A 25,455-nucleotide genomic window follows, 5' to 3' on the forward strand; every position below is an offset into this window, starting at 1 on the left:
CTCCCGGTCAGCCGAGCCGCAGCCGGCGCTCGCCGAAGGCATACAGCGGCCGCCACAGCAGCCGGTTGAACAGAGTGACGAGGATGCACATCACGGCAATGCCGAGTACCACGCGCGGAAAGTCGCCGCGCTCCGTCGCCGCGGCGATGTAGGCGCCGAGCCCCGACGCCGTCAGATGCGTGTCGCCCCAGCTCGCGACCTCTGCGACGATCGCCGCGTTCCATGAGCCGCCCGAGGCGGTGATGGCGCCGGTGATGTAATAGGGGAAGATTCCGGGCAGCACGACCTTGAACCACCAGCGCCAGCCGGTCAGGTGCAGGCTCGCGGCCGCCTCGCGCAGGTCGGTCGGGAAGGCGCTGGCACCGGCGATGACGTTGAATAGGATGTACCATTGCGTGCCCAGGATCATCAGCGGGCTCAGCCAGACATTGGCGTCGAGGCGAAAGCGCACGATCAGCACGACGAACACCGGGAAGGCGAGGTTGGCCGGGAAGGCGGCGAGGAACTGCGCCAGCGGCTGGATGCGCTCAGCGAGCTTGGGCCGCAGCCCGATCCAGACGCCGACGGGGACCCAGATCAGCGACGCCAGCCCGATCAGCACCACCACGCGGATCAGCGTGATCAGGCCATAGCCGATGGCGGAGAGGACATCGGCGGGCGCCAGCGTGGCCGAGAGGTAGAGGTACGTCTTCCAGCCGGCATAGGCGCAACCGAGAACGACGACGGCGAGCCAGAGGCCGTCGACGAGCTGCGACGGTGGCGCGTGCCGCACCGGGCCGCTCCAGGTTTTAGGCCAGTTGATCCGCAGGTTCGAGACGGCGCGATTGACCGCGGCGAACGGGACGGACAGCGAGCGCAGCGCGCGGGTGCGCCGGAACAGGTCGAGCATCCACGAGCTCGGCGGATTGCCCGAGGCGGTCTGCTCGAAGCGGAATTTGTCGGCCCAGGCCACGATCGGACGGAACAGCAGCTGATCGTAGGCGGTGATGACCAGCAGCATGGTCAGCAGCGCGGCGCCGATCGCGGCGAGATCCTTCTGCTGAATTGCCAGCGCGACGTAGGAGCCGATGCCGGGCAGGGTGACGGTGGTGTTGCCGACCGTGATCGCCTCGGAGGCCACGACGAAGAACCAGCCGCCGGACATCGACATCATCGCATTCCAGATCAGGCCGGGCATCGCATAGGGGACGTCGAGCCGCCAGAAGCGCTGCCAGCCGGAGAGGTGGAAGCTGCGCGTCGCCTCCTCCAGATCCTTCGGCACGTTGCGCATCGACTGGTACATGCTGAAGGTCATGTTCCAGGCCTGGCTGGTGAAGATCGCGAACACGCAGGCGAGCTCGGCGCCCAGCACCTTGCCGGGGAGCAGGTTCATGAAGAACACGACGGTGAAGGTGAGGAAGCCGAGGATCGGCACCGACTGCAGGATGTCGAGCAGCGGGATCAGCACGATCTCGGCGCGCCGGCTCTTGGCCGCCAGCGCGGCGTAGACGAAGGTGAACACGAGCGAGCACGCGATCGCGAGCAGCATGCGCAAGGTCGTGCGCAGCGCGTAGAGCGGAAGGTTGGCCGGATCGAGCGACACCGGGGCGGTATCCAGCGCCGACAGCGGCTGGGTGGTCTGCTCGCCGCCATAGACGATCAGCACCATCGCGCCCACCACGATCACCAGCGCGACCACGTCCCAGATGTTGGGACGGACGGCGTCGCGCAGCACTGTGGTCCGGAGCTCCTGAAGCATCATCGGCGTGTCTCGTCTCGTCGTCCGCAGCCATCGGCGGTGGCTGCGGACGGTGCTTGTCATGGCGTATGGGCTGGTTCGCGCCGGCTGGGGCTGCCGACCGAATCCGTACCCTAAGTGCCCTGTGTGATGGTTTGATATCAAGCGGCGGCGGCCGGGATCCGGTACCACATGTCGGCCTATCAAAGGATACGCAGGCCGCGTCTTCACGTTCCCGCGACATCGGCTGTCCGGGGTATGCCTGATCGCGCGCCACTCGCTCGATCTGCGCCTCCGCCGCGTGCGAGGGAGGTCGCATCGCATGGCAGATGCGAAGCGGGTGCGAGAATGCTCCGGCGGGGCGCACTGTCGTTGCGGCGACAGCACGGGTTCAGCTACCCCACATTCGGCTCGCCGCCCTCCGGCGCGAGCCTGGTCGCCAGGATCTTGTCGATGCGGCGGCCGTCGAGGTCGATGATCTCGAAGCGCCACCCCTGCAGCTCGAAGCTCTGGCCGACCTCGGGCACGCTGCCGAAGTGCTGCAGCACCAGGCCGGCGACGGTGTGATAGCCGCGATGTGGCGGCACCTCGATGGCGAGGACGTCGGCGAACTCGTCGAGCGGCATCCAGCCGGAGACCAGCAGCGAGCCGTCGTCGCGGCGGACGCAGGCGGGCTCGGGGGGACCCTGCTCGGACGAGAATGCGCCGACGATCGACTCCAGAATATCCGCCGCGGTCACGACGCCTTCGAACGCGCCGTATTCGTCGTGGACCAGCCCCATATGCACGGGCGCTACCTTGAGGATCGCGATCACGTCGCGCGCATCGACGGTGGAGGGAATGATCGGCACCTCGCGCACCAGGTTGCGCAGGTCCGGCGTCTCGTCGCGCAGATAGGCCGCCAGCAGGTCCTTGGCCTGGAGCACGCCGATCGGACGGTCGCGCTCGCCGTCCGACACCGGCAGGCGCGAATGCGGGCTCCTGGCGAGCAGCTCGCGAATGGCCTTGGGATCGTCGTTGAGGTCGACGACGTCGACCTCGGGACGCGGCGTCATGATGGCGCCGACCGGGCGGTCGCCGAGCCGCATCACGCCCGCGATCATCTCCTTCTCGCCCGGCTCGAGCACGCCGGCAGTCTCGGCCTCGCGCACCAGATGATGGATCTCCGCCTCCGAGACCTTCTCCTCGGCCTCGCCGGAACGGCCGAGCAGCGTCAGGATCAGCTTGCCGGAAAGGTCGAGCAGGACCACCAGCGGCAGCGACACCTTGGCGAGCACCTGCATGGCCGGCGCGACGCGGACGGCAATCGCCTCGGGATCACGCAGCGCGAGCTGCTTCGGCACCAGCTCGCCGACGATCAGCGTGGCATAGGTGATGATGGTGACGACCAGGCCGACGCCGACGATGTCGGCGACGGAAGCCGACAGGCCGAGCTCCAGCAGCGATTGCGTCAGGCGCTGGCCGAGCGTGGCGCCCGAGAACGCGCCGGAGAGCACGCCGACCAGGGTGATGCCGATCTGCACCGTCGACAGGAATCGCCCCGGGTCGGACGCCAGCGTCAGCGCCCGCCGCGCGCCGGACACGCCTTTCTCGGCCAGCATGGCCAGCCGGGCCGGCCGCGACGAGACGATCGCGAGTTCGGACATCGACAACAGCCCGTTGACGACGATGAGGACGACGATGATGGCGAGTTCGACTGAGAGCATTTCGACCTGTGAGCGCCCGAAGGGGCGGGGAATGGAGACAGGTCCTAGCATATGGGGATGGCAAGCGCCCAATGCCGCATTGCGGTAAGCGCATGGGGGACTGCACCCTGGCGGCAGGTCAGCTTGGCGCACCGACGGGCGCATCATCCTCCGCTGTCGTCCCGGCCTTGAGCCCGGACGACACCCATTTGTGGCGCGAATTGTGGCTCTCATCGGCGCTCGACTGCCGGCCTCGACGGCGGCGCAGCCTGTCGCCCTCAGAAATCCCCGTGCAACCGCCCGGAGAAGATCGACACCGGGCCGCGGTCGGCGTTGTAGGCGGGGTTGTTGACGAACTGGTAGTCCGCCGTGAAGGTCAGGTATTTGTTGATCGAGTAGGCGTAGTAGGCCTCGATGATGTTCTCGCGCCGATAGTTCAGCGCACCATCGCCGATCAGCGGGCCGAGGCCGCCGGCGGCGAGGAAGGCGCGGTGGTCGCGCGACAGCCCGTTGGTCACGCCGGCGAGGCCGATCGTATCATCGGGACGGCCCCAGCGCGTGCCCTTGATCGAGGTGCCGAACGACAGGCTGTTGTCGATGTCGGTGAAGGCCATGATCTCGGTCTTGCCGTCGTTCCAGCTCCAGCGGCCGAACAGGCCGAGCTCGTCTGACAGCGCCTGGTCGAAAGAGACGACGTAGCCGTATTTGGGGCGGCCGCGGCGGGTCTGGGTGATGTCGGCATTGAGCGCGGGATTGTCCAGCGTCTCGCGGTAGCTGCCGGAGAAGGTGTTGTTGAAGAAGCCGATGGTGCGCAGGTGGCCCGGCTGTGAGAACAGCTGATAGCGCGTCTCCAGCTCGACGACATAGCTGCCGCGCCTGAACACGTTCGTGTCGAAATTGTTGGAGTTCGAGGTGGCGTCGACCAGGAAATAGCCGGCGCGCAGCGCCCAGTTCCTCTGGTTCAGCTCGGCGGTGGCGCCATAGGTCAGGCCGAGCTTGTCGGCGGCGTAGTCGAAGGCACCGGGCGCCCAGATCGACCAGTTCATGAAGTCCTTGCGCGCATCCTTGGCGTAGGCGTTGCCGTCGAACACGTCGAGCACCGGAAATTTGCCGATCTGCACCGTGAGACGCGAGATGTCCTGCTTGCCGGAGAGCTGCAGCTGGCCGCTGCCGAGCTGCTCCTGCTCGCCGCCGAAGCCGAAGGTCTGGCGCAGGAACAGCCGCGAGGTGTTGTAGTGCGGATAGGGGAAGTCGGACTTCTGCGCTTCGCCATTGGGGAAGCCGCCGAGTCCGACGGTGTTGCTGAGGCCGAAGCCCTGCAGCAGCTCGGGATTGTAGTAGACCTCGCCGCCGTCCCACAGCCGCGCGTTGATGTACAGGCTGTTGCTCCAGGTCTCCTGGAATTGGCGCGCGGGTGTCAGGCTGTTGGCGCCGGTGTAGGCGGCGCGGAACGCCGGATAGCCCTGGCCGATCACGGTCGCCTGGCCGTGGATCTCCCAGCGGTCGGATTCGGGATCGGACGGATCGCTCTTGAGCTTCAGGTCGGGACCGCTGGCGAAGTCGAGCTTCCGGTTGAGCCCGACCCGCAGGGTCTGGAAGTCGAGTTGCGAATTGTAGCTGGCTCCGTTGGAGAAGCGGACGCCACCGTTCTCGAAATGGCTGTAGAGATATTCGAGGCGCCAGCTCCAATGCGGCGCAAAGCTGCGTTCGATGCCGGCGCCGGCGGCCCAGCCGAGCCGCGTCGTCAGCAGTTTCTCGGTGTCGCCGGCTGCATTGGTGTTGATGAAGCGGCCGCCGGTCCAGGCAAGGCCGCCGGTGGCATAGACCAGCCAGTCGCCCCTGATGTAGCCGACGCGGCCGCGGGCGGTGGCGACATAGTCCCACAGCTCCGAGACGTTCGAGCCGGGCGTGCCGAGCATCGCGACGGTGTGGTTGGAGGTGAGATAGTTCGGAAAGCTGAAATCACCCTCGAGCCCGAGCAACAGCCCGGAGCGGGTGACCCAGTTGTAGCCGGCCTGAACGCCGCCGGTGAGACCGCTGAACGGGCTGCCGGTGCTGACCGTGCCGCTCGGGTCCGTCAGGGTCGCCCGGCCGTGGTCACGTGTATAGCCGGCATGGACGCCGACATAGAGGCCGGTCCAGTCGAACACCGTTTGCGCCATCCGGGCCTTGACCGGCAGGTCGGCGGCAGCGGCGGGGGCAGCGAGCGCGGCGATCATGGCGCCGGCCGCGATCACTTCCCGGGTGCAGTTCGAACGGATCATGGCGGCGGATTCCCAAGGCAAGGCAAACGACACAGGCAACGTCACAACTGATTGCCCGCGCACAGTCACGAGAAGATTACGGAGTCGTCGATGTTTGATCGGAAGTGTGGATGACACGCGGCAATTCAGGGATGATTTATATTGCGATTAATTCGCAAGAGCAAGCGTGGGGCGATCTGACCCGGTTTCTGATCGAGGGTGTTGCGCCCACGCAACAATCGGCCCGCCCGGGCGGCCGGGCGGGCTGTCGAGATCGCAGATCGGGGCAGGTAGACGCCCGGCCTTGGCGAATTTGGCGAGGCGAGCCTTGGCCGCGGCTGGGCGGGGCGCGACGAAAGCCCAGCATCAATAGCCGCAGGCCCTGACCCGGCCGACATACTGGCCGTAGACGTTGTACTGCGGCACCCAGCGGCAGTACCGATAGCCACCGCCATAGTAGTAGCCGTCGTTGCTGGCGGCGATGGCGCTGCCGACGACGGCGGCGCCGACGAGGCCGGCACCGACGCCCCAGCCCCAATGGTGATGATGGAAGCCGTTGGCCGCGGCAGGCGTCGACGTTGCGGCGATGCTGCCGGTCACGGCGAGAGCGGTCAGCGCGAGGGCGGCAATCTTGGTCTTGATCGACATGGTGAAGGCTCCTGTTTGTTGTTGCGGCGGCCGGCGTCGGCCGCTTGCCAAATTGGACGGAGCCTTTTCGAAACCGGTTCGAATCGCCTGATCGCGATCGACGCCGTTCGAAGATTCATCAGAAGATCCAGAGTGTTATCTCTGGCTCAGCCGCCCGACAGGGGGCCGCGGCCAAGCGCGTTCACGTCGAAGTTATCGATGTCGTCCAGCAGCGCACAGAACGCCCGCGCGCCGTGGTCGAGCACGCGCTCGCCCTTCTCCGCCGACGCCTGCGTGGCATCGCCGACCGCGCCGCCCGCATTCAGGTCCTGCGTCTGCCAGGCCATCGGCGCCGGCCGCTGCGTCGAGAGCACCTTGTAGGTCGTTTCCATCTCAGCGCCGCGCGAGGAGAATGCGGCGATCGCATCGCTGCGCACCAGCGTGGGATGGCGGGCCAGCATGATCGAGGTCTCGACGGCGCCGCCGTGAATGCCGTGCCGCAGCTCATCGGGCGAGAACAGGCCGTCGGGCGCACCGAAGCGCGACCACGACGTCGTCACCACCAGCATGCGGTGATCAGCGCGCAGATCCTGTGCGACCAGGGTCATCGCGGCACTGTTGCCGCCATGGCTGGTGACGATCACGAGCTTCCTGATCCCGGCGCGCGCGACGCTGTCGCCGAGCGCACGCCAGCTCCGCAGCGCGACCTCGGTCGGCATGGTCAGCGTGCCCGGATAGTCGATATGCTCGGTCGAGATCCCCACTGGCTGCACCGGCAGGACCGTCACCGGCAGCGCCGGCGGCAACAGCGCCCGCACCTGGGCGAGATAGGCCTCGGCGATGTAGACGTCGGTGCCGAGAGGCAGGTGCGGGCCGTGCTGCTCGGTGGCGGCGAGCGGCAGCACTGCGATCCAGCGCGCGCTCTCGGGCGTTCCCGCCTCGGACGTTGCCAAAGCGGGCCAGTGCAGCTCGGTCCAGTCGCGGGGCGGCAGGGTCATCGCGCGGGCAGTTTCCTTCGTCCGTGGGGCAGGGTAGGTATCGCTCGAACGATCTTAACATGTTCAGCCAGAAAGAACCGGGGAGACCAGACATGGCGCAGGCGCTTCTGCCGCGAACGTTAATGGCGGCATTGCTGGTCCTCGGCGGGACTTTGGGCGGGATGATCTCGGCGGCCCATGCCCAGACCCTGGACAAGGTCTCGTTCGGCACCAACTGGGTCGCCGAGGCCGAGCATGGCGGCTTCTTCCAGGCGGTCGCCGACGGCACCTACAAGCGCTACGGTCTGGACGTGACGATCGTGCCGGGCGGTCCGAACGAGAACAACCGCATGCTGCTGATCTCGGGCAAGATCGAGTTCTTCATGGCCGCGAACACGCTGATGTCGTTCGACGCGGTCGCCAACAACGTGCCGGTGGTGTCGATCGCGGCGATGTTCCAGAAGGACCCGCAGGTGTTCCTGACCCACCCGGAGTCCAGGATCACCAAGCTCGACGAGCTGAAGCCGCTGACCCTGTTCGTCTCCAAGGAAGGCATCTCCAGCTACTATCAATGGCTGAAATCGGAATACGGTTTCTCCGAGAAGAACGTCCGCCCCTACACGTTCAATCCGCAGCCCTTCATCGCCACGCCGCAGAGCGCAATGCAGGGCTATGTCACGTCGGAGCCGTTCGCGGTCGAGCGCGCCGCCGGCTTCAAGCCCGGCGTGATCCTGCTCGCAGACAACGGCTTCAACACCTATTCGACCCTGATCGAGACGCGCCGCGACCTGATCGAGAGCAAGCCGGACCTGGTGCAGCGTTTCGTCGATGCCTCGATCATCGGCTGGTACAACTACATCTACGGCGACAATTCCGCGGGCAATGCGCTGATCAAGAAGATGAACCCGGAGATGACCGACGACCTGCTGGCCTATTCGGTCGCCAAGATGAAGGAGTACGGCATCGTCGATTCCGGCGACAGCGTGGAGAAGGGCATCGGCGCCATGACGGAGGAGCGCATCGCCAGCTTCTTCGACAAGATGGTGCGGGCCGGCGTGGTCAAGTCGACGATCGACTATCGCAAGTCCTACACGTTGCGTTTCGTCAACAAGAGCGTCGGCATCGATCTCCGGCCGAAGAAGTAGGACGCTTGAGCGGCACTTTCAGCAAATGAGCTCACCCCTTTCGTCCGAGCGCGCCGTCGCGACCGCGGTACGCCTGCGCGGCGTCACCAAGGTGTACGAGTCCGGCGTCGCCGCGCTGGGGCCGATCGATCTGACCATCGCCAAAGGCGAGTTCGTCTCGCTGCTCGGCCCCTCCGGCTGCGGCAAGTCGACGGCGCTGCGGCTGATCGCAGGCCTCGCGCGCCCGAGCGGCGGCGCGGTCGATGTCGCGGCGTCCGCGTCCGAGACGCATCCGGGCCATCGCATCGGCTTCGTGTTCCAGGAGCCGACCTTGATGCCCTGGACCAGCGTGCGCGACAATGTCGGATTGCCGTTGAAGCTTGCGCATGTCCCGGCCATGGAGGCGCGGCCGCGGATCGATGCGGCCTTGGCGCAGGTCGGCCTGTCGGATTTTGCCGATGCTTTCCCGCGCGAATTGTCCGGCGGCATGAAGATGCGCGCCTCGCTGGCGCGGGCGCTGGTGACGCGGCCCGACATCCTGCTGATGGACGAGCCGTTCGCGGCCCTCGACGAGATCACGCGCTTTCGCCTCAACAACGACCTGCTGGCGCTGTGGCGCAGCCTGAACATGACCGTCCTGTTCGTCACCCATTCGGTGTTCGAGTCGGTCTACCTGTCGCAGCGCGTGCTGGTGATGACGGCGCGGCCCGGCCGGCTCAGTGCCGAAATCCGGATCGACGTCGACTCGCGCGATGATGCGTTCCGGGCCTCGCCGGACTACGCCGCATACTGCCGTCGCGTCTCCGACGCGTTGGCGCCGGCCTACACCGGAGTGCATGCGCTGTGAGCGGTGCCTCCGAGCGAGCGACATCCGTTGCGGGCGAGCGGCTGGCGAGCCTCGCCTTTCCGGCCTTGGTTTTCGTCGCAGCGATGACGGCGTGGGAGTTGGTGGTGCGCGTCAACGGCATCCAGCCCTATGTGCTGCCGGGCCCGCTGCTCATCCTGAAGACGTTGGTTGCCGACTGGGACATTCTGGCGCAGTCGCTGCTGACGACACTGGTCACCACGCTCGAAGGCTTCATCGCTGCCGCGCTCGGCGGCATCGCGCTGGCGCTGTTGTTCAACCAGTCGAGATGGCTGGAATGGGCGCTGTTTCCCTATGCCGTGGTGCTGCAGGTCACCCCCGTGATCGCGGTCGCGCCGCTGCTCCTGATCTATCTGCCGCAGCAGACCGCGGTGGTCGTATGCGCCTGGATCGTCGGCTTCTTCCCGGTGCTGTCCAACACCGCGCTCGGGCTCAACTCGGTCGATCGCAATCTCGCCGGCCTGTTCCAGCTCTACGGCGCCTCGCGCTGGCAGACCTTGCGCTATCTGAAATTGCCCGCCGCTCTGCCCTACATTCTCGGCGGTCTGCGCATCGCCGGCGGCCTGTCGCTGATCGGCGCCGTCGTCGCCGAGATCGCCGCGGGCAGCGCCGGCGCGGGCTCAGGGCTCGCCTATCGCATCGCCGAATCCGGCTATCGTCTCAACATACCCCGCATGTTCGCAGCGCTGGTGCTGCTGTCGGTCGCCGGGATTGTCATCTATGGCTTGCTGGCGCTAGTTTCGCACCTCGTTTTGCGGCGCTGGCACGAGAGCGCGCTTGGAAAGGACAACTGATGGCGGCTACTTCGTCTGACAAGATCGATGTTCTGATCTATGGGCCGCTGCGGCCGATCCTGGAGAAAGGGTTCCCGGACGGCTTCACCGTGCACCATGCGACGACGCAGGCCGATCTCGAAGCGCTGCCGGCGGACGTGAAAGGGCGGATCCGCGGCGTCGCCGTGACCTTCCACACCGTGAAGACCGATGCCGCCGTGATGGCGATGCTGCCGAAGCTGGAGATGATCGCAAGCTTCGGCGTCGGCTATGACCATATCGCGGCCGCCCATGCCGGCCAGCACGGCATCATCGTCACCAACACGCCGGACGTGCTGACCGAGGAGGTCGCCGACGTCGCGCTCGGCCTGCTGATCGCCACCTGCCGCGAGTTCATCAAGGCCGATCGCTTCGTGCGCTCCGGCGAGTGGATGTCGAAGCCCTATCCGCTGAGCGTCGGCTCGCTGCGCGACCGCACCGTCGGCATGGTCGGCATGGGCCGCATCGGCCAGGCGATCGCGCGCCGGCTCGAAGCCTCGCTGGTGCCGGTGGTCTATCACTCGCGCAACCCGGCGGCGGGCGTCACCAACAAGCACTATCCCGACCTGCTCGCGATGGCCAGGGACGTCGACACGCTCATCGTGATCGTGCCCGGCGGCGCCGGCACCAACAAAATCGTCAACGCCGAGGTGCTGAAGGCGCTGGGGCCGCGGGGCGTCGTCGTCAACGTCGCCCGCGGCTCGGTGATCGACGAGCAGGCTTTGGTCGCGGCGCTGAAGTCCGGCACGATTCTCGGGGCCGGCCTCGACGTGTTCGAGAAGGAGCCGGCGGTACCCGACGAGCTCAAGGCGATGGACAATGTCGTGCTGCTGCCACACATCGGCTCGGCTGCCATCGTAACCCGCAACGCGATGGATCAGCTGGTGGTCGACAATCTCAAGGTCTGGTTTGCCGGCAAGCCGCCGCTGACGCCCGTTCCGGAAACGCCGGTGAAAGGCCGCTGATGAAACGCTCGCTCCCAATGCTGATCGCGCTGCTGTCGTCAGTGGCGAGCGTCCCTGCCGTCGCGCAGGACGCCGCCGGCCTGAAGAAAGCGATGATCGGGCAGTGGGAGCTTGCGACCACCGAGCGCAGCAAGACCTGCGTCGTGACGTTGAAGCCGGACGCGGCGCCGCGCGGGCAGAAGCTCGAGCTGGAGCCGAGCTGCGCCGCCGCGCTGCCCTTCACCAAGGACATCGCCGGCTGGAACGTGAAGGGCCTCGACATCGTCAGTCTCCAGGCCGCCAATGGCGAAGCGGTGATCGACTTCACCGAGGTCGAGGCCGGCATCTTCGAGGGACTGCGCCAGGGCGAAGGCGTCTACATCCTGCAGAACCTGGCGGCGGCGCGGTCGCTGGCGAAATCGATGGACCAGATGATCGGCGACTGGGCGATGGTCCGCGGCAATGGCGCCACGATCTGCAGCCTGGTGCTGACCAACAACGACGCCGGCCACGACAATTTCCAAGTGTTCGTGAAGCCGAAATGCGACCCCATGATCGCAGCGTTCGCGCCGAGCCAGTGGCGGCTCGAGCACGGCCAGATGATGCTGATGTCCGACCGCGGCGAGACCTGGCGGTTCGAGGCGGACGACAATGCGCAGTGGCGGCTGGTGCCCGACAGCGCCAATCCGCTGATCATGCTCAGGCAGTAGGACGAGACGCGCGCCGTTGAGCGCCCTTGCCGCGCGGCGGGCAAGCCTCTTCCGGCATCGGATTGGTTAACGGTCGGTTACGCGCCGGTTCCACTGATTGGAACTTGTTGTTTACGCATCTTGCGTCTGATGGTTGTACTCCATCGAGGGGGACCGCCATGCGTGAGTTGTTGCGCCGGTTCAACAGGTCGCTGCCGTCGTTCAGCCTCAACGACAAGATCTCTGCGGCTGCGGCCGCGTTCGCCGTCCTGGTGATGCTGTCGACACTGGGCGCGCTGTCGGCGCTGCGCGAGCAGCGCCTGTTCTACGATCGGCTCGAAGCGCTTTCCATTGCAGCCCGCAACATCGAGCGCACCAACGCGCTGATCTACGCGGTCGTGATGGAATCGCGCGGCATCTACATGTCGTTGGACCGCACCGTCGCGCGGCGCTACGCCGATTCGCAGCTTGCGAAGATCGCGCAGCTGAGCAAGGTGGTCGACGAATGGGAAAGCCGGGTCACAGATGACGACGCCGCGCTGTTCGCCCCGTTCAGGAAGCGGATCGATCAGTTCGTCGCATTCCGCACCGAGATGGCGCGGCAGACGATCTCGGTCGGATCGTCGGCGGCGCGCGAGCTCGGCGACAATGACGAGAATCGCGCGGTGCGCACCGCGCTCAACGAGGACCTCGAGAAGTTGTCGCGGCTCTATGCCGACCGCACCCGCGAGCTCGGCGAGGCGGCCGACGCGCGCGGCATGGCCGCGTTCTATCTGGGCACGCTCGGGGCGGTGATTATCGTGCTGATCGCGGCCGCGGCGCTGGCGCTGCGCTGGGGCGTGCTGATGCCGCTGCTGGACATCGCCCGCGTCACCGACCGCATCGCCGCCGGCCGCATCAAGCTCAAGATTCCCCATGCGCGGCGCCATGACGAGATCGGACGGGTCGCGCATGCGGTGGAGACTTTCCAGAACGGCGCCTTCCGGATTCAGGAGCTCGAGCAGCACGAGGTCGAGATCGAGCGCCAGCACGCCGACATCCTGCGCGAGCACGAGCGGCTGGAGCGGGGCGCGCTCAGCAACCAGCAGCGTCTGGATGCCGCAGTCGCCAACATGGCCCAGGGCCTGATCATGCTCGACAGCTTCGGCTACGTGCTGATCGTCAACGAGCAGTACCGCAAGCTCTACGGCCTTCCTGCCTCGGTTGCGAAGCCCGGTGCGCATGTACGCGAGATTCTCGCACATCGCGCCAAGCTGGGCCTGCTGCGTGAGAAGCCGTCGGAGTTCCTCGCCGCGCTACGGGAGCGCATGAAGGCGCGAAGGGCCGAGATCGTCGAGGTCGAGCTCGCCGACGGCCGCATCATCCGCATCTCGGAGCGTCCGATGGAAGGCGGCGGCTGGATCGCCACTCATGAGGATTTCACCGCGCAGCGCCGTGCCGAGCGCAAGCTCGTGCGCGCCGAATATTTCCTCGCCGCATTGCTGGAGAACATCCCGCAGGCGGTGCTGGCCAAGGATGCGCAGTCGCTGCGCTACATGTTCGTCAATCGCGCCGCCGAGCGTCTGTTCGGCGTGCCACGCAGCGACATCATCGGCCGCACGCCGGGCGAACTGTTCTCCGCGCCGACTGGCGCAATCCTCGAGGAAGCCGCCCGCGACCAGCTCGCAGGGCGCGGCGACGATGAGCCGCGAGCCCATAGCATCCTCACACCCGGTAACGGTACGCGCGACATCGTCGTGCGCCGGCTGCCGGTCTCGATCGGCGAGGGCGAGCCGAGATATCTCCTCAGCATCATCGAGGACAGCACCCAGGATCAGCGCGTCGCGGCATGATGCGCCGCGTGGCAAGGCCGTGGCTTGCCCTGCCTTGACGTCGCCTTGATCTGCATCAAGAACGGCCGCGCCGGGCGGACTAGCGTACCCGGAACGGAGGCTTGTCCATGATCCGACGTCTGGGGATTCCCTTTGCTACCCGCCTTGGCGCTGCGGCGCTGCTCACGCTCGCCGTCGTCGCGCCGGTGCATCAGGCCGCCGCGCAGGACGTACTCGGCGGGGCGATCCTCGGCGGCGCCGGCGGAGCGATCCTGGGCGGCGCGATCGGCGGCGGCCGGGGCGCTGCGATCGGCGCCGTGATCGGGGCCGGTACCGGAGCTGCAATCGCGGCCGATGGCGAGCGCCGTCGTGGCGGCTATTATTCCTATCGCAATGGCTGCTATTTGCAGCGCGGCGACGGCTCATGGGTCCGCGCACACCCGCGCTACTGCTACTAAGCCTTATCCGCCGGTCGAATCGGCCGCTTGGCGGCGCAACGAACGCGCGGCCGGTGGCTTTGTCGCGCGCTCCAGCGCGTTGATGACGCGCGGATCCTCGCAATGCGCGACGTTGAAGCGCATCATCGTCGCGGCGGATTGCGCCGCGCTGAAGACGTCGCCGGGCGCGAGCACCACGTGTTCATCGAGCGCGGCCTGGGCCACCTCGATTGCCGTACAGCCGTCCGGCAACCTGCACCACAGATGAAAGCCGCCGCGCGGCATCAGCCATGGGGCGATACCGATGCGCTGCAGCCGTGCCGCCACGCGCGGCCGTGCTCGCCCAAGCCGTGCGCGCAGTTCCTCGACGTGCTTGCGGTAGCTGCCGCTGGTCAGCACCTGGGTCAGGGTCTCCGCGGCGAATTGTCCGGGACCGCCGAAGCCGGTCGCGATCTGCAGGTCGATCAGCGGTTCGATCCAGTCCGCGCGCGCCGCGATGTATCCGCAGCGCACCGAGGCCGACAGTGTCTTGGAGAAGCTGCCGACCAGGATCACCCGCGTCAGCCCGTCGAGTGCGGCGAGCCGCGGCGACGGCTCGGGTTCGAAATCGCCGTAGATGTCGTCCTCGACGATGATCGTGTCATGCGCCGACGCGGCGTTGAGCAGCCGGTGCGCCGTCTGCAGCGACAGCGTCGCCCCAGTCGGATTGTGCAGGCCGGAATTGGTGATGTAGAGCCGCGGGCGCTCGGCCGCGAGTATCGCCTCGAACTGCGCGATGTCGGGTCCGCCCGGCGTCATCGGCACGCTGATGATCCGCGCCTGATGCGCGCGCAGCAGCGCGAGGAAGTTGAAATAGCAGGGATCGTCGACCAGCACGGCGTCGCCGGCACGCAGCAGCATGCGGCAGATCAGGTCGATAGCCTGCGTGCCGGACGAGGTCAGCACCAACTGCTCGCTGAACGCGTCGATGCCGATGCCGGCAAGGCGGCCCTGCAGCAGCCGTCGTAGCGCCGGCGATCCTCGCGCTCCGCCATAATCGCTCAGAACAGGGCCGGCGCTGCGCGCCAGCGCGCGGACCGCGCGCCGCAGCGCGTCCTGCGGCATCCACTCGGCCGGCAGCCAGCCGCAGCCGGGCGTCAGCGTTCCCGGTCCGGCGTCGAGCGACTGCCGCGACACCCAGAACGGGTCGACCGCGCGCGGACGGCGCGGCTCGCGATCGGCGAGGGCCAGCGGCGGCAGCGCCGTGTCGGCGACATAGAAGCCGGAGCAGCGCCGGGCACGGATCACGCCCTCGGCGGCGAGCCGGTCATAGGCCTCGACCACCGTGGCCGGCGACACGCCCATCGCCGCGGCGAAGGCGCGGATCGAGGGCAGGCGCTGGCCGGCGCTGAGCGCGCGCGTCGCCAGACGCTGGCGGATCGCATCGACCACGGCGATGGTCCGCGAGCCGCCTCGGCGGGAGTCGGGCGTCCCTGGTCCCAAGTGTGTTGCCCTTTGCATCAGTACAGATTGTGGAAATTGTATCGGTTTGTCGCTGCCGCAACAAGCCTGATCGGGCTATGGGATCTGCGAGGAGGAGCCGTGCATGAAGGGTTCGATCGAAGGCTGGGGGAACGGCATCATCGGCATGGCGATCTTCAGCGGCTCGCTGCCGGCGACGCGGGTGGCACTGGAGGGCTTTTCGCCGCTGTTCCTGACGGGCGCACGCGCGACGCTCGCGGCCGTGCTGGGCGCGCTTTGTCTCACGCTGTTGCGGCAGCCGCTTCCCGGCCGGCGCGACCTGATGTCGCTGGCGGTCGTGTCGCTCGGTGTCGTCATCGGCTTTCCGCTGCTCACCGCCCTGGCGCTCCAGCACATCACCTCGGCCCATGCGATCGTGTTCGTCGGTCTGCTGCCGTTGTCGACCGCCTTGTTCGGCGTGCTGCGCGGCGGCGAGCGGCCGCGGCCGTTGTTCTGGCTGTTCGCAGCACTTGGCGCTGCGGCGGTCTCGGGCTTCGCCCTGTCGCGGGACGGCGTCGCGGCGCCGATCGGCGATCTCGCGATGATCGCTGCGATCGTCGTCTGCGGCCTGGGCTATGCCGAGGGCGCCATGCTCACGCGCCGGCTCGGCGGCTGGCAGGTGATCTCGTGGGCGCTGCTGTTGTCTGCACCGCTGATGCTGTCGATGGCGGTGCTGACGCTGCCCGGCGCGTCACACGACATCACGGCCGCGGCGTGGCTGGGCCTCGCCTACGTCTCCGTCTTCAGCATGTTCGTCGGCTTCGCCTTCTGGTACCGCGGGCTCGCGCGCGGCGGCACTGCGACGGTGGGCCAACTGCAACTGCTGCAGCCCTTCCTCGGCCTCGGTTTCGCGAGCCTGCTGCTGCATGAGCCGGTGTCGGCAACGATGGTTGCCGCAGCCGGAATCGTCGTCCTCTGTGTGGCAATGGCGCGCCGCTGGGCATGAGCCGTCGGCGGCTATTTGCGATGATAGAGTCCAGTGAAGCTGACGCCGGCACCGCCGCAATCATTGTTGTCCTCGACCAGCAGAAGCGCGCCGATTCGCTGCAGGCGCACGCGGCACTCGTCGCCGGCATTCGGCCGCTCGAACGGTGTGCTGCCGTCGTCGACGAAGGCGATCAGGCCGCCCTTGGGCTCTGCCGTCGCGCCGAGCGATCCGTTGCGCAACTCGCGCCCGGCCGGCAACACCTGATCGCCTTCGATCCTGAGCCGGTTGCCGGCCTCCTTCCTGATCGTCAGTCCCCCTCCAGGGTGCTCCCAGCTTCCGGACCAGTCGGCCGTCGCCGGCGCGGCCATCGGCTCGACGGCGGTGAGGGCTGCGCGTGGCAACCAGCCGGTGGTCCAGATCTGGGCCTTCGCATGCGGCTGCTGGTAGCTGACGCAGACGAAATCGCCGCGGGTCCTTCCGATCAGCACGAGGTCGTCGCGGACGAGGTACGCCTTCTTCCGGCAGGCGTCGGTCGCAGCGGGACAGCCTGCGGCCTTGAAGTCATCGTCATAGGGGCTCTTGACGAAGTTCACGCGTGGCTGGCCGCTCACTTTGGCGACGACGAGCGGCCGCGCATCGTCCCAGCCGATGCCATTGCAATTGGCGGGATCGTTGGCGTCGTAGGCAGCCGCCGCCGTGACGGTCAGGACGCCGAGGATCAGTCCGATGAAGGGCGCGCGCATCCGTCATTCCTCTCCACGCTTCGCCCGCATTAGCCGGCGCGGGAAGACGTCCGGTTCAAACCGGCCCGACGTTTCGTCCATCCCGCGGCGATCTTTTGGCAGCTCCGACCGCAGCACGCTGCATGCGTCGTCTCGTCGGCGTCGCGCCTTCACATCACCCCGATGCTCTTCAGGCTGGTGTGGCCATTCCTTCCGACGATGATGTGGTCGTGAACCGTGATGCCCAGCGGCTTGGCGATCTCCACGATCGTCTTGGTCATCCGGATGTCGGCCTGCGACGGCGTCGGATCGCCCGAAGGGTGATTGTGCACCAGGATGATCGCAGTGGCCGACAATTCGAGCGCGCGCTTGATCACCTCGCGCGGATAGACCGGCGTGTGATCGACGGTGCCGGTCTGCTGCACCTCGTCGGCGATCAGCTGGTTGCGCTTGTCGAGAAATAACAGCCTGAACTGCTCCTTGTCGGCGAACGCCATGCTGGTGCGGCAATAGGTGATGACGTCCTGCCATGACGCCAGCGCGTGCTTCTGCCGCACCTCGCCCTTGGCGATGCGGTGCGCGGCGGCGGCGATCAGCTTGAGCTGGGTGATCGAGGCGTCGCCGACGCCGTCGATCTCGCGCAGCCGCGGCTCCGGCGCGTGGATCACCTCGGCGAACGATCCGAACGTCTTGAGCAGCGCCTTCGCCAGCGGCTTGACGTCGCGCCGCGGCAGCGCGGCGAACAGCACCATCTCCAGCAGCTCGTAGTCGTTGAGCGCGTCGGGACCGGCGCTGTGAAAGCGCTCGCGCAGCCGCTGACGGTGGCCGTGATAGTGCGGCGTGTCCGGCGGCGTATCGTTGGGAGGAGGGGCTTTCTCGGGCATCGGCGTCAGCATGCCGTGACGCCGCATTTTTGCAACCTCGAAGTGCTCGCGCCCCGCAGGGCGCGCCTTGCTAGGCCGCGCGTCCGGTCAGCACGATGGCGAGGCCGACGATGAGAGAAAACGCGGTGGGGTAGAAGGTGAGCGCAAAGCCGAAGGCGCGGCCCGCGCCGCCGCTGGCATAGCCGAGCCAGAACAGCAGCCGCCCGAGACCGAACAGGATCACGAGCGTGAGCAGCACCGGACGACGTCCTTCTCGTCCGTCGGGCGATCCTGCTTATGGCTGCAGACTGCCGATGAAGGCGTCGATGCTGGCGAGGGCCGGCCTCTGGTCGCCGGCGAACATCCAATGGTCGGCGCCGTCGAGCTCGACGAAGCGCGCGTGGCGGATATGGCTGGCGAGATGCCGCCCGGCCCCGACGAGCACGGCGCGATCGCGGCGACGGTGCAGCACCAGGGTCGGTGCAGCGACCCGGGCGAGCAGGTGGCGGACGTCCGTATCCCTGAAGGTTTCGAGCAGGCCCTTGATGGCGCCGGGGCTGGACGCCGCGCGAAGCAGTCCGGCCCACCAGGCGCGCGCCTGGGGATCGCCAGCCAGACTCGGAGCGAATGTCTCGATGCCGGCGGGGCCGCCCCATTCGGCCACCAGCTGCCGCAGCCAGATGCCGTACTGGCTGGCCTGCAGCGCATGCGGATAGCCGGGCGCGGCGCTGCCCTTGGCGAGCGAGGCGAACAGGATCAGCCCGGCGACACGTTCGGGATGGTCGGCCGCGAAGGTGATGCAGGCCGGTCCGCCCTCGGAGGCGCCGAGCAGCACCGTGCGCCGGCTGCCGGCGGCGTCGAGCACGGTCGCGATGTCGCGCGCCGTCGCCTCCACGCTGGGGCTGAAACCGACCCGGTCGGAGAGCCCGATGCCGCGGCGATCGAACAGGATCAGGCGGCCGATTCTGGCGAGCGCGGACAGCAAGGCCCGACAGTGCGGCTCCTCCCAGATCCGCTCGACATGCGAGACGAAGCCGGGCAGCAGCAGAATGTCCTGCGAACCTGTGCCGTAGGTCTGATAGGCGAGATGAACGCCGCCGCCCAGGACATAGCGCGTCGGCGGTGCGCTGTCGCCTGGCGCCGCAACGCCCTGCGCCAGCAGCGCCAGCGTCTCCGCTTCGGGAGCGACACCGAGCTCGTCGCGCAGGCGCTGCGTCAGGGCGTCGAGATGGCGCTGGGCGGCGGCGCGGTCGCCGGCCAGCATCAGGCTGCGGATCAGGGCGCGGCCATAGACCTCGCTGAGCGGGTCGAACGCGACGAGGCGTCCGGCGTGGACCGCAGCCGCGGCATGGTCGCCGGCCGCGCTGCGATCCCGCACCACGCGCTCCAGCGCCTGGACCGCCCGGCCGCGCAAGGCTTCACGCCGGAAGAACGCCCATTCCTCGAACTGCGGACAGTCGCCGGGCGCGAAGCCGTCCAGGAAGTCACTGGAATAGAGGCGGCAGGCCAGCTCGAATTCGCCGCGGTCGCAAGCCGTTTCGAACAGCGCCGATTGGACCTCCAGCTCGACCGCTTCCGCCCACCGAATCGTCGCGCGATCGATGGTGAGGCAGCCGTCGCCGAGTGTGAGCTGGAGCCGGTGCAGCAGGCGGCGCAGCCGCGCCCGCGCGACCTCCTCGGAACACTCCGGCCAGAGCATCGTCGCCAGAATGTCCCGCGCGACAGGGCCTTTGGCTTCCGCCAGATAGACCAGCAGAGCGAGGCCCTTGCGCAGCGCCAGCGGGCACGGCTGGCCGTCGCGATGCAGCTCGGGAAAGCCTAATGTCCGGACGCGGAACTGAACCATCGGGGGTGCGACCTGGGTGGCTGCGTCCGGGGGACGCTCGGGGGACGGTCGATTGATAGGGCTCAGGCTCGCGCGAGTCGCGACCGGTCCCAGGATCGGACGTCTCGATCACGGCCACGCCGTCCTCGCAGCAACAAGGAAACCTTCATGTCCGGGCGTCTCCTCATCATGCTCTACGCCGTCGCGAGCTATGCCGTCTTTCTTGGGTCGTTCGTGTGGGCGGTCGGTTTCGTCGGCAATTACAACTATCTCACGGCCAAGTCGATCGACGTGGGCGTGTCCAGCGCCGTGACCGAGGCCGTCGTCATCGACGCGCTGCTGCTGGCGCTGTTCGCGATCCAGCACAGCGTGATGGCGCGGCCGGCGTTCAAGCGCGCGTTGACGCGCATCATTCCGGCGGCGGCCGAGCGCAGCACCTATGTGCTGCTGTCCAGCCTGATCCTGCTGCTGCTGTTCTGGCAATGGCGTCCGATCCCGAATCCGGTCTGGCACGTCGAGGGTGTCGCAGCGGGCGTGCTGACCGGCGTGCATTGGCTCGGCTGGCTGATCGCGCTCTCCTCGACCTACATGATCGATCATTTCGATCTGTTCGGCCTCCGCCAGGCCGTGCTCGCCCTCCGCGGCAGCGCCGGGACGGCGCAGCCTTTCAGAACGCCGCTGCTGTATCGGCTGGTGCGCCACCCGCTGATGCTGGGCTTCCTGCTCGCCTTCTGGGCCACGCCGGAGATGTCGGTCGGCCACCTGCTGTTCGCCGCCCTCAGCACAGCCTACATCCTGGTCGGGCTGCAGCTCGAGGAGCGCGATCTGATCGCCCAGTTCGGCGACACCTACCAGCGCTACCGCCGGCGGGTGCCGATGCTGCTGCCGCGACTGATCGGCGGCCGGCGGACCGCCGAGACGGAGACGGAGGCGGAGGCGCGCGGCGCGCAGTAGCCGGCGCCGGCTCGACGTCCGCAGGGCTCGTCGGGCACGCTCGCTTTTGATCACGGCTTGCCCGGTGCCGCGCCCACGCAGACGTGAATTGGTGCGGGGACCTCAGCACCTATGTCGGGCTTGAATGCTGCGATGCAAAATCACAGCTCGACAGCCTCCGTTCTCATAAGGCCCTATGGCCTGCCTGTTCAGTCCGAGAGAGATCCGCGTTGACCACCATCACGTCCGATTCCGGCGACTCGCTGTCGGCCTGGATCACGCTGTTATTGGCCTTTTCCTGCGGGCTGATCGTCGCCAACATCTATTACGCGCAGCCGCTGATCGGGCCGATCAGCGCCGAGCTTGGGCTGCGGCCGCAGCTCGCGGGACTGCTGGTGACGATGAGCCAGATCGGATACGGCGCAGGTCTCTTGTTCGTGGTGCCGCTTGGCGATCTCATCGAGAACCGCAAGCTCGTCATCATGACCATCATCGTCGGCGCGGCCGCGCTCGGTTGTGCGGCCCTGGCGACGAGCCCGTCGACATTCCTGCTCTCGGCGCTGCTGATCGGCTTCGGCTCGGTCGCTGTGCAGATCCTGATCCCCTATGCCGGGCACATGGCGCCGGAGGCGATCCGCGGCCGCGCCGTCGGCAACGTCACCACCGGCCTGATGCTCGGCATCATGCTGGCACGGCCGCTCGCGAGCTTCGTCGCGGCGCATGCCTCCTGGCACGTGATCTATGCGGCCTCGGCGCTCGCCATGGTGATCCTGGCCGGGGTGTTGCGCCTCGCCCTGCCGCCGCGTGAGCCGCAGGTGCGGCTGAGCTACGGCCAGCTGCTCGGCTCGATGGTCGAGCTCTATCGCGACACGCCGGCGCTGCGCCGCCGCGCGCTCTACCAGGCCGCGCTGTTCGGCGGCTTCAGCGTGTTCTGGACCACGTCCCCGCTGCTGCTGGCCGGGTCCGATTTCCGGATGTCGCAGACCGGCATCGCCCTCTTCGCGCTGGCCGGCGTCGCCGGGGCGATCATGGCGCCGGTCGCCGGCCGCATCGCCGATCGCGGCTGGACGCGACCGGCGACGGTCGCATCGATGCTGATGTGCGCGATCGGCTTCGCGTTGACGCTTTCGGTTCCACTCGGAACGAACGGGTCGCTGGCCACGCTGGTGATCGCCGCCATCGCCATCGATTGCGGCGCGCAGCTCAGCCTCATCCTCGGCTATCGCGTGCTGTTCGTGCTCGGCGCCGGCCAGCGCAGCCGGCTGAACGGGCTCTATATGACCACCTTCTTCGTCGCCGGGGCGGCGGGCTCCGGGATCGGTGCCTGGGCATATGCGCATGGCGGCTGGACGGCCGCCGCCGCGCTCGGCACGGCGCTGCCGCTCGCGGCGCTGGCCTATCAGTTCACCGAGCCGAAGTGATCAGAACGGGCTGCGCTTGAGCCCGGGCACCAGCGCCGCCAGCCGGTCCTTGATCCAGGGTGCGGGCGGCAACTTGCCAGTGGGCATCTCGACCGCGGCGGCCGGGTTGCGGCTTACGGCCAACGTGAGGGTCGCCAGATAGTGATCGCGCTCCTCCTTCACCGCGCAATGCGCGCGGTGTTCGGGATCGGCCTCGGTCGCGACGCGGTCGTTGGCATTGATGACCAGTCGCTGCTTGGGCCGTCCGGTGTAGTCGGGCACGTTGGTGTAGATGAACTCGTTCAGCGCCTCGGGAAAGAAGGTTTGTCCGGTCAGCACCGTGGCCTCGTCGACAAACACCCTGAAGTGGATGTGCGTCGCGCGGCCGGCATACCAGCCGGGATAGATGGTCCTGAAGCCGGCCCAGCCGGCGGCGTCGGCCATCTGGGTGCCGCGCAGGAACGTCTTGCCGCTCTGGTCGAGCTTGTGAGTGTCGCTCTGGCCGGGATAGCCCGAATAGACGCCGCGGGCATCGCAGTGCCAGATGTCGACGCGCGCGCCGGGGAGTGGCGCGCAGGAGCCGGCCTCGATGACGCGAAGGCGCAGCCTGAGCGGCACGCCCGGCCGGTCCTCGGCGATCTCGGCGCGCACCAGCTTGGGATCGAGATAATAGGGACCGGATTCCGACTGCGGCGTCAGGATGCAGGCGTCGTCGGCATTCGCCGATGCGGGAGCTGTCTCCGACGCGGCGCGCGCCGGCGGCGTCAGCAGCGCTGCGCCCGCCGAGAGCAGGCCGAGAACGCCACGGCGTGTTGCGTTGGTCAGAGCAGCCTCCCGCAGTCGCATGCGACGGAAGCGGCAGTCGATCAGCCGGGCATGGCAACAATCGGACGCCCGGCGGCCATTCGGCCAGGAGCCCGCTCACACCTGCGTCAGCGGCTTCTCGCCATGGCGCTCCGAGAGCGTGAAGATCTCGACGCCGTCGGCGGTGACGCCGACCGAATGCTCGAACTGCGCCGACAGCGAGCGGTCCCGCGTCACCGCAGTCCAGCCGTCGGACAGGATCTTCACATGCGGCTTGCCGAGATTGATCATCGGCTCGATGGTGAAGAACATGCCGGGCTTGAGCAGCACGCCCTCGCCGGGACGGCCGACATGGATGATGTTCGGCTCGTCATGGAACAGCCGGCCGAGACCATGGCCGCAGAAGTCGCGCACCACGCTCATGCCCTGCGGCTCGACGAAGCTCTGGATCGCATGGCCGATGTCGCCGGTGGTGGCGCCGGGCTTCACCGCGGCGATGCCGCGCATCATCGATTCGTAGGTGACCTCGATCAGCCGCTCGGCCTTGCGCGCGATCGGGCCGATCGCATACATGCGGCTGGAATCGCCGTACCAGCCGTCGACGATGAAGGTGACGTCGACATTGATGATGTCGCCTTCCTTCAGCGGCCGGTCGTTCGGCATGCCGTGGCAGACCACGTGGTTGATCGACGTGCAGGTCGAGTAGCGATAGCCGCGATACATCAGCGTCGCCGGATAGGCGCCGTGGCTGAAGGCGAAGTCCCGGACGAAATCGTCGATCCGCGAGGTCGGCACGCCCGGCTTGACGATGTCGGTGAGCGCATCGAGGCACTTCGACACCAGCGCGCCGGCCTTGCGCATGCCGGCAAAGCCGCTCGGGCCGTGCAGCTTGATCTGGCCGTTCTTGCGCGCAGCGGTGTCGGTCGCTTCGATATAGTTCATGGGCCTGTTTCGTTCTCAGGGGTGTCGCGGGGTGATCGCCTAATTTAATGATCGTGCCGGCCGGTGCAAGCCGGGTGTGCACGGCCGGATCTGCCGCCTAGCCGGTCGGCACCTCCAGCGTGGTCTCCACCGGCAGCGCACCTCCGCGAACGCGAAGCTCTCGCACCGGATACGGCACCCTGATGCCCTCGCGCTTGAAGGCCTCCCACAGCGCCAGCATCACCTCGCTCTTGACGCTGTCCATGTAGCTGGGGTCGGCGATCCATGTGGTCAGCGAGAACTTCATGCCGGCCTCGGTGAACTCGGTCAGCAGGCAGTTCGGCGCCTTCGATTTCAAGGTGCGCGGCGTCTCGGCCGCGATCTCGGTGGCGAGCTTGCAGACGACCCGGGGATCGGCGTCGTAGTTGGTGCCGAAATTGACCTTCACCAGCGTGTTCTTGTCGGTGTAGGTCCAGTTGGTCACCTTCTGGGTGACGAGGTCCTCGTTCGGGATCAGGAACTCGCGGCCGTCGCCGGCGGCGACCGAGATATAGCGCGTGTTCATCGCGCTGATGCGTCCCGAGCTGTCGCCGATGGTGACGAGATCGCCCGGCTTCACCGATTTGTCGGCCAGCAGGATGATGCCCGCGACGAAATTGGCGACGATGCGCTGCAGGCCGAGGCCGATACCGACACCGGCGGCGCCGGAGAAGATCGCGAGCGCCGACAGGTTGATGCCGACGGCGCTGATCGCAATCGCGACGCCGAGGATCATCAGGCCCATGCGGACCATCTTGATCAGGAGCACCTGGATCGACGGCGTCAGGTCCGTCGAGCGCGTGATGCGGCTCTCGACGAAATTGCTGGCGATGTTGGTCAGCCACAGCACCGCGAGCAGCAGCACGCCGAGCTTGATCACCAGCAGCGGCGTCAGCCTGAGGCCGCCGAGCACGACAGAGATGGAATCGAGCGCGTCGACGACGTTGTCGAGCTGGCCGATGATGCTGAGCGCGGCCACCAGCCAGGCCGAGATCGACACGATCTGCACGATGAAGGTGCTGCGGATCACCGAGGTGATCAGCCGGATCACGAGCCAGGCGAGCGCCAGCTTGAGCGCGACGGCGAGCAGGTAGCTGCGGCTCGGCCAGGTCCACAGCAACATGCCGGTGCGGGCGATCCGCATCAGGATCACGAACACGACCGTGGTGACGCTCTCCAGCAGCACCCGTAGCAGCTGCCGCAGCGGGCCAGGCCAGCCCATCGCCAGCGAAGTCAGGTCGATGCGCGCACGCACGGCGGCGCTCGCCGCAAAGGCGATGCCGGCGCCGCTCAGCACCAGTCCGAGTTGAAGATAGAACCACGGCGAGGTGACCTCGGCGCCGATCGAGCGGCCAACGGTCTGCAGGAAGTCGAGAACGTCTTTCAGGTCGAGGTCCATCAGCGGGGTCTCGGAGGGGAACAGTGGCGCGGGTTGGCCGGATCAGCGGAATTTAGTTCGTTTTCGTCACAGGCGATTGCCGCGAAATATACCCCGAACGCGGGCAAGGATGGAAAAATGGGCATATCGCCGCGATAAGAGCAAATCCGGTTGGCGTGCAAGTGTGGCGACGATAAGGATGTAAAACTCG

General features: G+C 67.4%; 23 protein-coding genes. 10 read left to right on the forward strand and 13 right to left on the reverse strand.

Going from position 1 to position 25,455, the window contains the following annotated elements; genetic code table 11:
- Positions 1 to 7: 7 nt before the first annotated feature.
- The 5 genes from ACQR0U_RS03250 to ACQR0U_RS03270 form a co-directional block, all read right to left on the reverse strand.
- Positions 8 to 1,741 (reverse strand): ABC transporter permease, encoded by a 1,734-nt coding sequence (locus ACQR0U_RS03250; protein ID WP_315825485.1) that lies wholly within the window; start codon positions 1,739 to 1,741, stop codon positions 8 to 10.
- Between the two features lie 371 nt (positions 1,742 to 2,112).
- Entirely contained in the window at positions 2,113 to 3,423 is a 1,311-nt protein-coding gene (locus ACQR0U_RS03255) for a hemolysin family protein (RefSeq protein ID WP_315752262.1), read from the reverse strand.
- A 257-nt stretch (positions 3,424 to 3,680) separates the two neighbouring features.
- Positions 3,681 to 5,666, reverse strand: a complete 1,986-nt coding sequence (locus ACQR0U_RS03260; protein ID WP_315825484.1) for a carbohydrate porin — start codon at positions 5,664 to 5,666, stop codon at positions 3,681 to 3,683.
- 345 nt (positions 5,667 to 6,011) lie between these two features.
- The gene (locus ACQR0U_RS03265) at positions 6,012 to 6,293 is read right to left on the reverse strand and encodes a hypothetical protein (protein WP_315752260.1); all 282 of its coding nucleotides are present in this window, start codon (positions 6,291 to 6,293) and stop codon (positions 6,012 to 6,014) included.
- A gap of 146 nt (positions 6,294 to 6,439) precedes the next feature.
- Positions 6,440 to 7,270: a creatininase family protein gene (locus ACQR0U_RS03270; protein ID WP_315752259.1), complete on the reverse strand. Its 831-nt coding sequence runs from the start codon at positions 7,268 to 7,270 to the stop codon at positions 6,440 to 6,442.
- Between the two features lie 122 nt (positions 7,271 to 7,392).
- On the opposite strand from ACQR0U_RS03270, the gene ACQR0U_RS03275 reads away from it, so the two are divergent.
- The 7 genes from ACQR0U_RS03275 to ACQR0U_RS03305 all read left to right on the forward strand — a co-directional run bounded on the left by ACQR0U_RS03275 (position 7,393) and on the right by ACQR0U_RS03305 (position 13,952).
- Positions 7,393 to 8,394, forward strand: coding sequence for an ABC transporter substrate-binding protein (locus tag ACQR0U_RS03275; protein ID WP_315752323.1), 1,002 nt, complete (start codon positions 7,393 to 7,395; stop codon positions 8,392 to 8,394).
- Between the two features lie 25 nt (positions 8,395 to 8,419).
- Positions 8,420 to 9,220, forward strand: coding sequence for an ABC transporter ATP-binding protein (locus ACQR0U_RS03280; protein ID WP_315752258.1), 801 nt, complete (start codon positions 8,420 to 8,422; stop codon positions 9,218 to 9,220).
- A gap of 83 nt (positions 9,221 to 9,303) precedes the next feature.
- Entirely contained in the window at positions 9,304 to 10,032 is a 729-nt protein-coding gene (locus ACQR0U_RS03285; RefSeq protein WP_315715432.1) for an ABC transporter permease, read from the forward strand.
- Positions 10,032 to 11,015, forward strand: coding sequence for a 2-hydroxyacid dehydrogenase (locus ACQR0U_RS03290; protein WP_315752257.1), 984 nt, complete (start codon positions 10,032 to 10,034; stop codon positions 11,013 to 11,015). The genes ACQR0U_RS03285 and ACQR0U_RS03290 overlap by 1 nt, the downstream gene beginning before the upstream one ends.
- Positions 11,016 to 11,107: 92 nt before the next feature.
- Positions 11,108 to 11,704, forward strand: a complete 597-nt coding sequence (locus ACQR0U_RS03295; protein WP_315715433.1) for an AprI/Inh family metalloprotease inhibitor — start codon at positions 11,108 to 11,110, stop codon at positions 11,702 to 11,704.
- Positions 11,705 to 11,862: 158 nt separating this feature from the next.
- Complete coding sequence (locus ACQR0U_RS03300; RefSeq protein ID WP_434842592.1) at positions 11,863 to 13,515, forward strand: PAS-domain containing protein; 1,653 nt, start codon at positions 11,863 to 11,865, stop codon at positions 13,513 to 13,515.
- 107 nt (positions 13,516 to 13,622) lie between these two features.
- The gene (locus ACQR0U_RS03305) at positions 13,623 to 13,952 is read left to right on the forward strand and encodes a hypothetical protein (protein WP_315715302.1); all 330 of its coding nucleotides are present in this window, start codon (positions 13,623 to 13,625) and stop codon (positions 13,950 to 13,952) included.
- Between the two features lie 3 nt (positions 13,953 to 13,955).
- On the opposite strand, the gene ACQR0U_RS03310 is transcribed toward ACQR0U_RS03305, so the two are convergent.
- On the reverse strand, positions 13,956 to 15,431 hold the full coding sequence (locus ACQR0U_RS03310) for a PLP-dependent aminotransferase family protein (protein ID WP_316203035.1): 1,476 nt from the start codon (positions 15,429 to 15,431) through the stop codon (positions 13,956 to 13,958).
- Between the two features lie 85 nt (positions 15,432 to 15,516).
- Between ACQR0U_RS03310 and ACQR0U_RS03315 the strand changes: the two genes are divergently transcribed.
- Positions 15,517 to 16,377 carry a DMT family transporter gene (locus ACQR0U_RS03315; protein WP_434842593.1) on the forward strand — a complete coding sequence of 287 codons (861 nt, stop codon included), beginning with the start codon at positions 15,517 to 15,519 and terminating at the stop codon, positions 16,375 to 16,377.
- An 11-nt stretch (positions 16,378 to 16,388) separates the two neighbouring features.
- Here ACQR0U_RS03315 and ACQR0U_RS03320 read toward each other — a convergent pair whose 3' ends face one another.
- From ACQR0U_RS03320 to ACQR0U_RS03335, 4 genes are all read right to left on the reverse strand, one after another.
- Positions 16,389 to 17,102 carry a hypothetical protein gene (locus ACQR0U_RS03320; RefSeq protein ID WP_316186617.1) on the reverse strand — a complete coding sequence of 238 codons (714 nt, stop codon included), beginning with the start codon at positions 17,100 to 17,102 and terminating at the stop codon, positions 16,389 to 16,391.
- Between the two features lie 149 nt (positions 17,103 to 17,251).
- Positions 17,252 to 17,965 carry a RadC family protein gene (gene radC / locus ACQR0U_RS03325; RefSeq protein WP_315715434.1) on the reverse strand — a complete coding sequence of 238 codons (714 nt, stop codon included), beginning with the start codon at positions 17,963 to 17,965 and terminating at the stop codon, positions 17,252 to 17,254.
- Between the two features lie 70 nt (positions 17,966 to 18,035).
- Positions 18,036 to 18,203, reverse strand: a complete 168-nt coding sequence (locus ACQR0U_RS03330) for a hypothetical protein (protein WP_316227033.1) — start codon at positions 18,201 to 18,203, stop codon at positions 18,036 to 18,038.
- Between the two features lie 36 nt (positions 18,204 to 18,239).
- Complete coding sequence (locus ACQR0U_RS03335) at positions 18,240 to 19,790, reverse strand: alpha/beta fold hydrolase (protein WP_434842594.1); 1,551 nt, start codon at positions 19,788 to 19,790, stop codon at positions 18,240 to 18,242.
- A gap of 147 nt (positions 19,791 to 19,937) precedes the next feature.
- Between ACQR0U_RS03335 and mddA the strand changes: the two genes are divergently transcribed.
- Together mddA and ACQR0U_RS03345 are read left to right on the forward strand one after the other, a co-directional pair.
- Positions 19,938 to 20,723: a methanethiol S-methyltransferase gene (gene mddA / locus ACQR0U_RS03340; protein WP_434842595.1), complete on the forward strand. Its 786-nt coding sequence runs from the start codon at positions 19,938 to 19,940 to the stop codon at positions 20,721 to 20,723.
- A gap of 209 nt (positions 20,724 to 20,932) precedes the next feature.
- The gene (locus tag ACQR0U_RS03345; RefSeq protein WP_434842596.1) at positions 20,933 to 22,123 is read left to right on the forward strand and encodes an MFS transporter; all 1,191 of its coding nucleotides are present in this window, start codon (positions 20,933 to 20,935) and stop codon (positions 22,121 to 22,123) included.
- Here ACQR0U_RS03345 and ACQR0U_RS03350 read toward each other — a convergent pair whose 3' ends face one another.
- The 3 genes from ACQR0U_RS03350 to ACQR0U_RS03360 form a co-directional block, all read right to left on the reverse strand.
- Positions 22,124 to 22,927: an intradiol ring-cleavage dioxygenase gene (locus ACQR0U_RS03350; RefSeq protein WP_434842707.1), complete on the reverse strand. Its 804-nt coding sequence runs from the start codon at positions 22,925 to 22,927 to the stop codon at positions 22,124 to 22,126.
- 96 nt (positions 22,928 to 23,023) lie between these two features.
- Positions 23,024 to 23,848, reverse strand: a complete 825-nt coding sequence (map, locus tag ACQR0U_RS03355) for a type I methionyl aminopeptidase (protein WP_315715310.1) — start codon at positions 23,846 to 23,848, stop codon at positions 23,024 to 23,026.
- Between the two features lie 97 nt (positions 23,849 to 23,945).
- Positions 23,946 to 25,265 (reverse strand): mechanosensitive ion channel family protein, encoded by a 1,320-nt coding sequence (locus ACQR0U_RS03360; protein WP_315715311.1) that lies wholly within the window; start codon positions 25,263 to 25,265, stop codon positions 23,946 to 23,948.
- Between the last annotated feature and the right edge of the window lie 190 nt (positions 25,266 to 25,455).

Source organism: Bradyrhizobium sp. HKCCYLRH3097 (genome assembly GCF_051167875.1).
In the GTDB taxonomy this organism is placed as follows: Bacteria; Pseudomonadota; Alphaproteobacteria; order Rhizobiales; family Xanthobacteraceae; genus Bradyrhizobium.

What these genes read in the sequence shown, in the direction of transcription:
- ACQR0U_RS03265 (WP_315752260.1), bottom strand. Translation starts at nt 6,293, where the DNA reads ATGTCGATCAAGACCAAGATTGCCGCCCTCGCGCTGACCGCTCTCGCC.
- ACQR0U_RS03335 (WP_434842594.1), bottom strand. Translation starts at nt 19,790, where the DNA reads ATGGTTCAGTTCCGCGTCCGGACATTAGGCTTTCCCGAGCTGCATCGC.
- ACQR0U_RS03290 (WP_315752257.1), top strand. Translation starts at nt 10,032, where the DNA reads ATGGCGGCTACTTCGTCTGACAAGATCGATGTTCTGATCTATGGGCCG.
- ACQR0U_RS03300 (WP_434842592.1), top strand. Translation starts at nt 11,863, where the DNA reads ATGCGTGAGTTGTTGCGCCGGTTCAACAGGTCGCTGCCGTCGTTCAGC.
- mddA (WP_434842595.1), top strand. Translation starts at nt 19,938, where the DNA reads ATGTCCGGGCGTCTCCTCATCATGCTCTACGCCGTCGCGAGCTATGCC.
- ACQR0U_RS03315 (WP_434842593.1), top strand. Translation starts at nt 15,517, where the DNA reads ATGAAGGGTTCGATCGAAGGCTGGGGGAACGGCATCATCGGCATGGCG.
- radC (WP_315715434.1), bottom strand. Translation starts at nt 17,965, where the DNA reads ATGCCCGAGAAAGCCCCTCCTCCCAACGATACGCCGCCGGACACGCCG.
- ACQR0U_RS03260 (WP_315825484.1), bottom strand. Translation starts at nt 5,666, where the DNA reads ATGATCCGTTCGAACTGCACCCGGGAAGTGATCGCGGCCGGCGCCATG.
- ACQR0U_RS03285 (WP_315715432.1), top strand. Translation starts at nt 9,304, where the DNA reads ATGACGGCGTGGGAGTTGGTGGTGCGCGTCAACGGCATCCAGCCCTAT.
- ACQR0U_RS03275 (WP_315752323.1), top strand. Translation starts at nt 7,393, where the DNA reads ATGGCGGCATTGCTGGTCCTCGGCGGGACTTTGGGCGGGATGATCTCG.
- ACQR0U_RS03360 (WP_315715311.1), bottom strand. Translation starts at nt 25,265, where the DNA reads ATGGACCTCGACCTGAAAGACGTTCTCGACTTCCTGCAGACCGTTGGC.
- ACQR0U_RS03280 (WP_315752258.1), top strand. Translation starts at nt 8,420, where the DNA reads ATGAGCTCACCCCTTTCGTCCGAGCGCGCCGTCGCGACCGCGGTACGC.
- ACQR0U_RS03295 (WP_315715433.1), top strand. Translation starts at nt 11,108, where the DNA reads ATGATCGGGCAGTGGGAGCTTGCGACCACCGAGCGCAGCAAGACCTGC.
- ACQR0U_RS03255 (WP_315752262.1), bottom strand. Translation starts at nt 3,423, where the DNA reads ATGCTCTCAGTCGAACTCGCCATCATCGTCGTCCTCATCGTCGTCAAC.
- map (WP_315715310.1), bottom strand. Translation starts at nt 23,848, where the DNA reads ATGAACTATATCGAAGCGACCGACACCGCTGCGCGCAAGAACGGCCAG.
- ACQR0U_RS03305 (WP_315715302.1), top strand. Translation starts at nt 13,623, where the DNA reads ATGATCCGACGTCTGGGGATTCCCTTTGCTACCCGCCTTGGCGCTGCG.
- ACQR0U_RS03320 (WP_316186617.1), bottom strand. Translation starts at nt 17,102, where the DNA reads ATGCGCGCGCCCTTCATCGGACTGATCCTCGGCGTCCTGACCGTCACG.
- ACQR0U_RS03270 (WP_315752259.1), bottom strand. Translation starts at nt 7,270, where the DNA reads ATGACCCTGCCGCCCCGCGACTGGACCGAGCTGCACTGGCCCGCTTTG.
- ACQR0U_RS03250 (WP_315825485.1), bottom strand. Translation starts at nt 1,741, where the DNA reads ATGATGCTTCAGGAGCTCCGGACCACAGTGCTGCGCGACGCCGTCCGT.
- ACQR0U_RS03310 (WP_316203035.1), bottom strand. Translation starts at nt 15,431, where the DNA reads ATGCAAAGGGCAACACACTTGGGACCAGGGACGCCCGACTCCCGCCGA.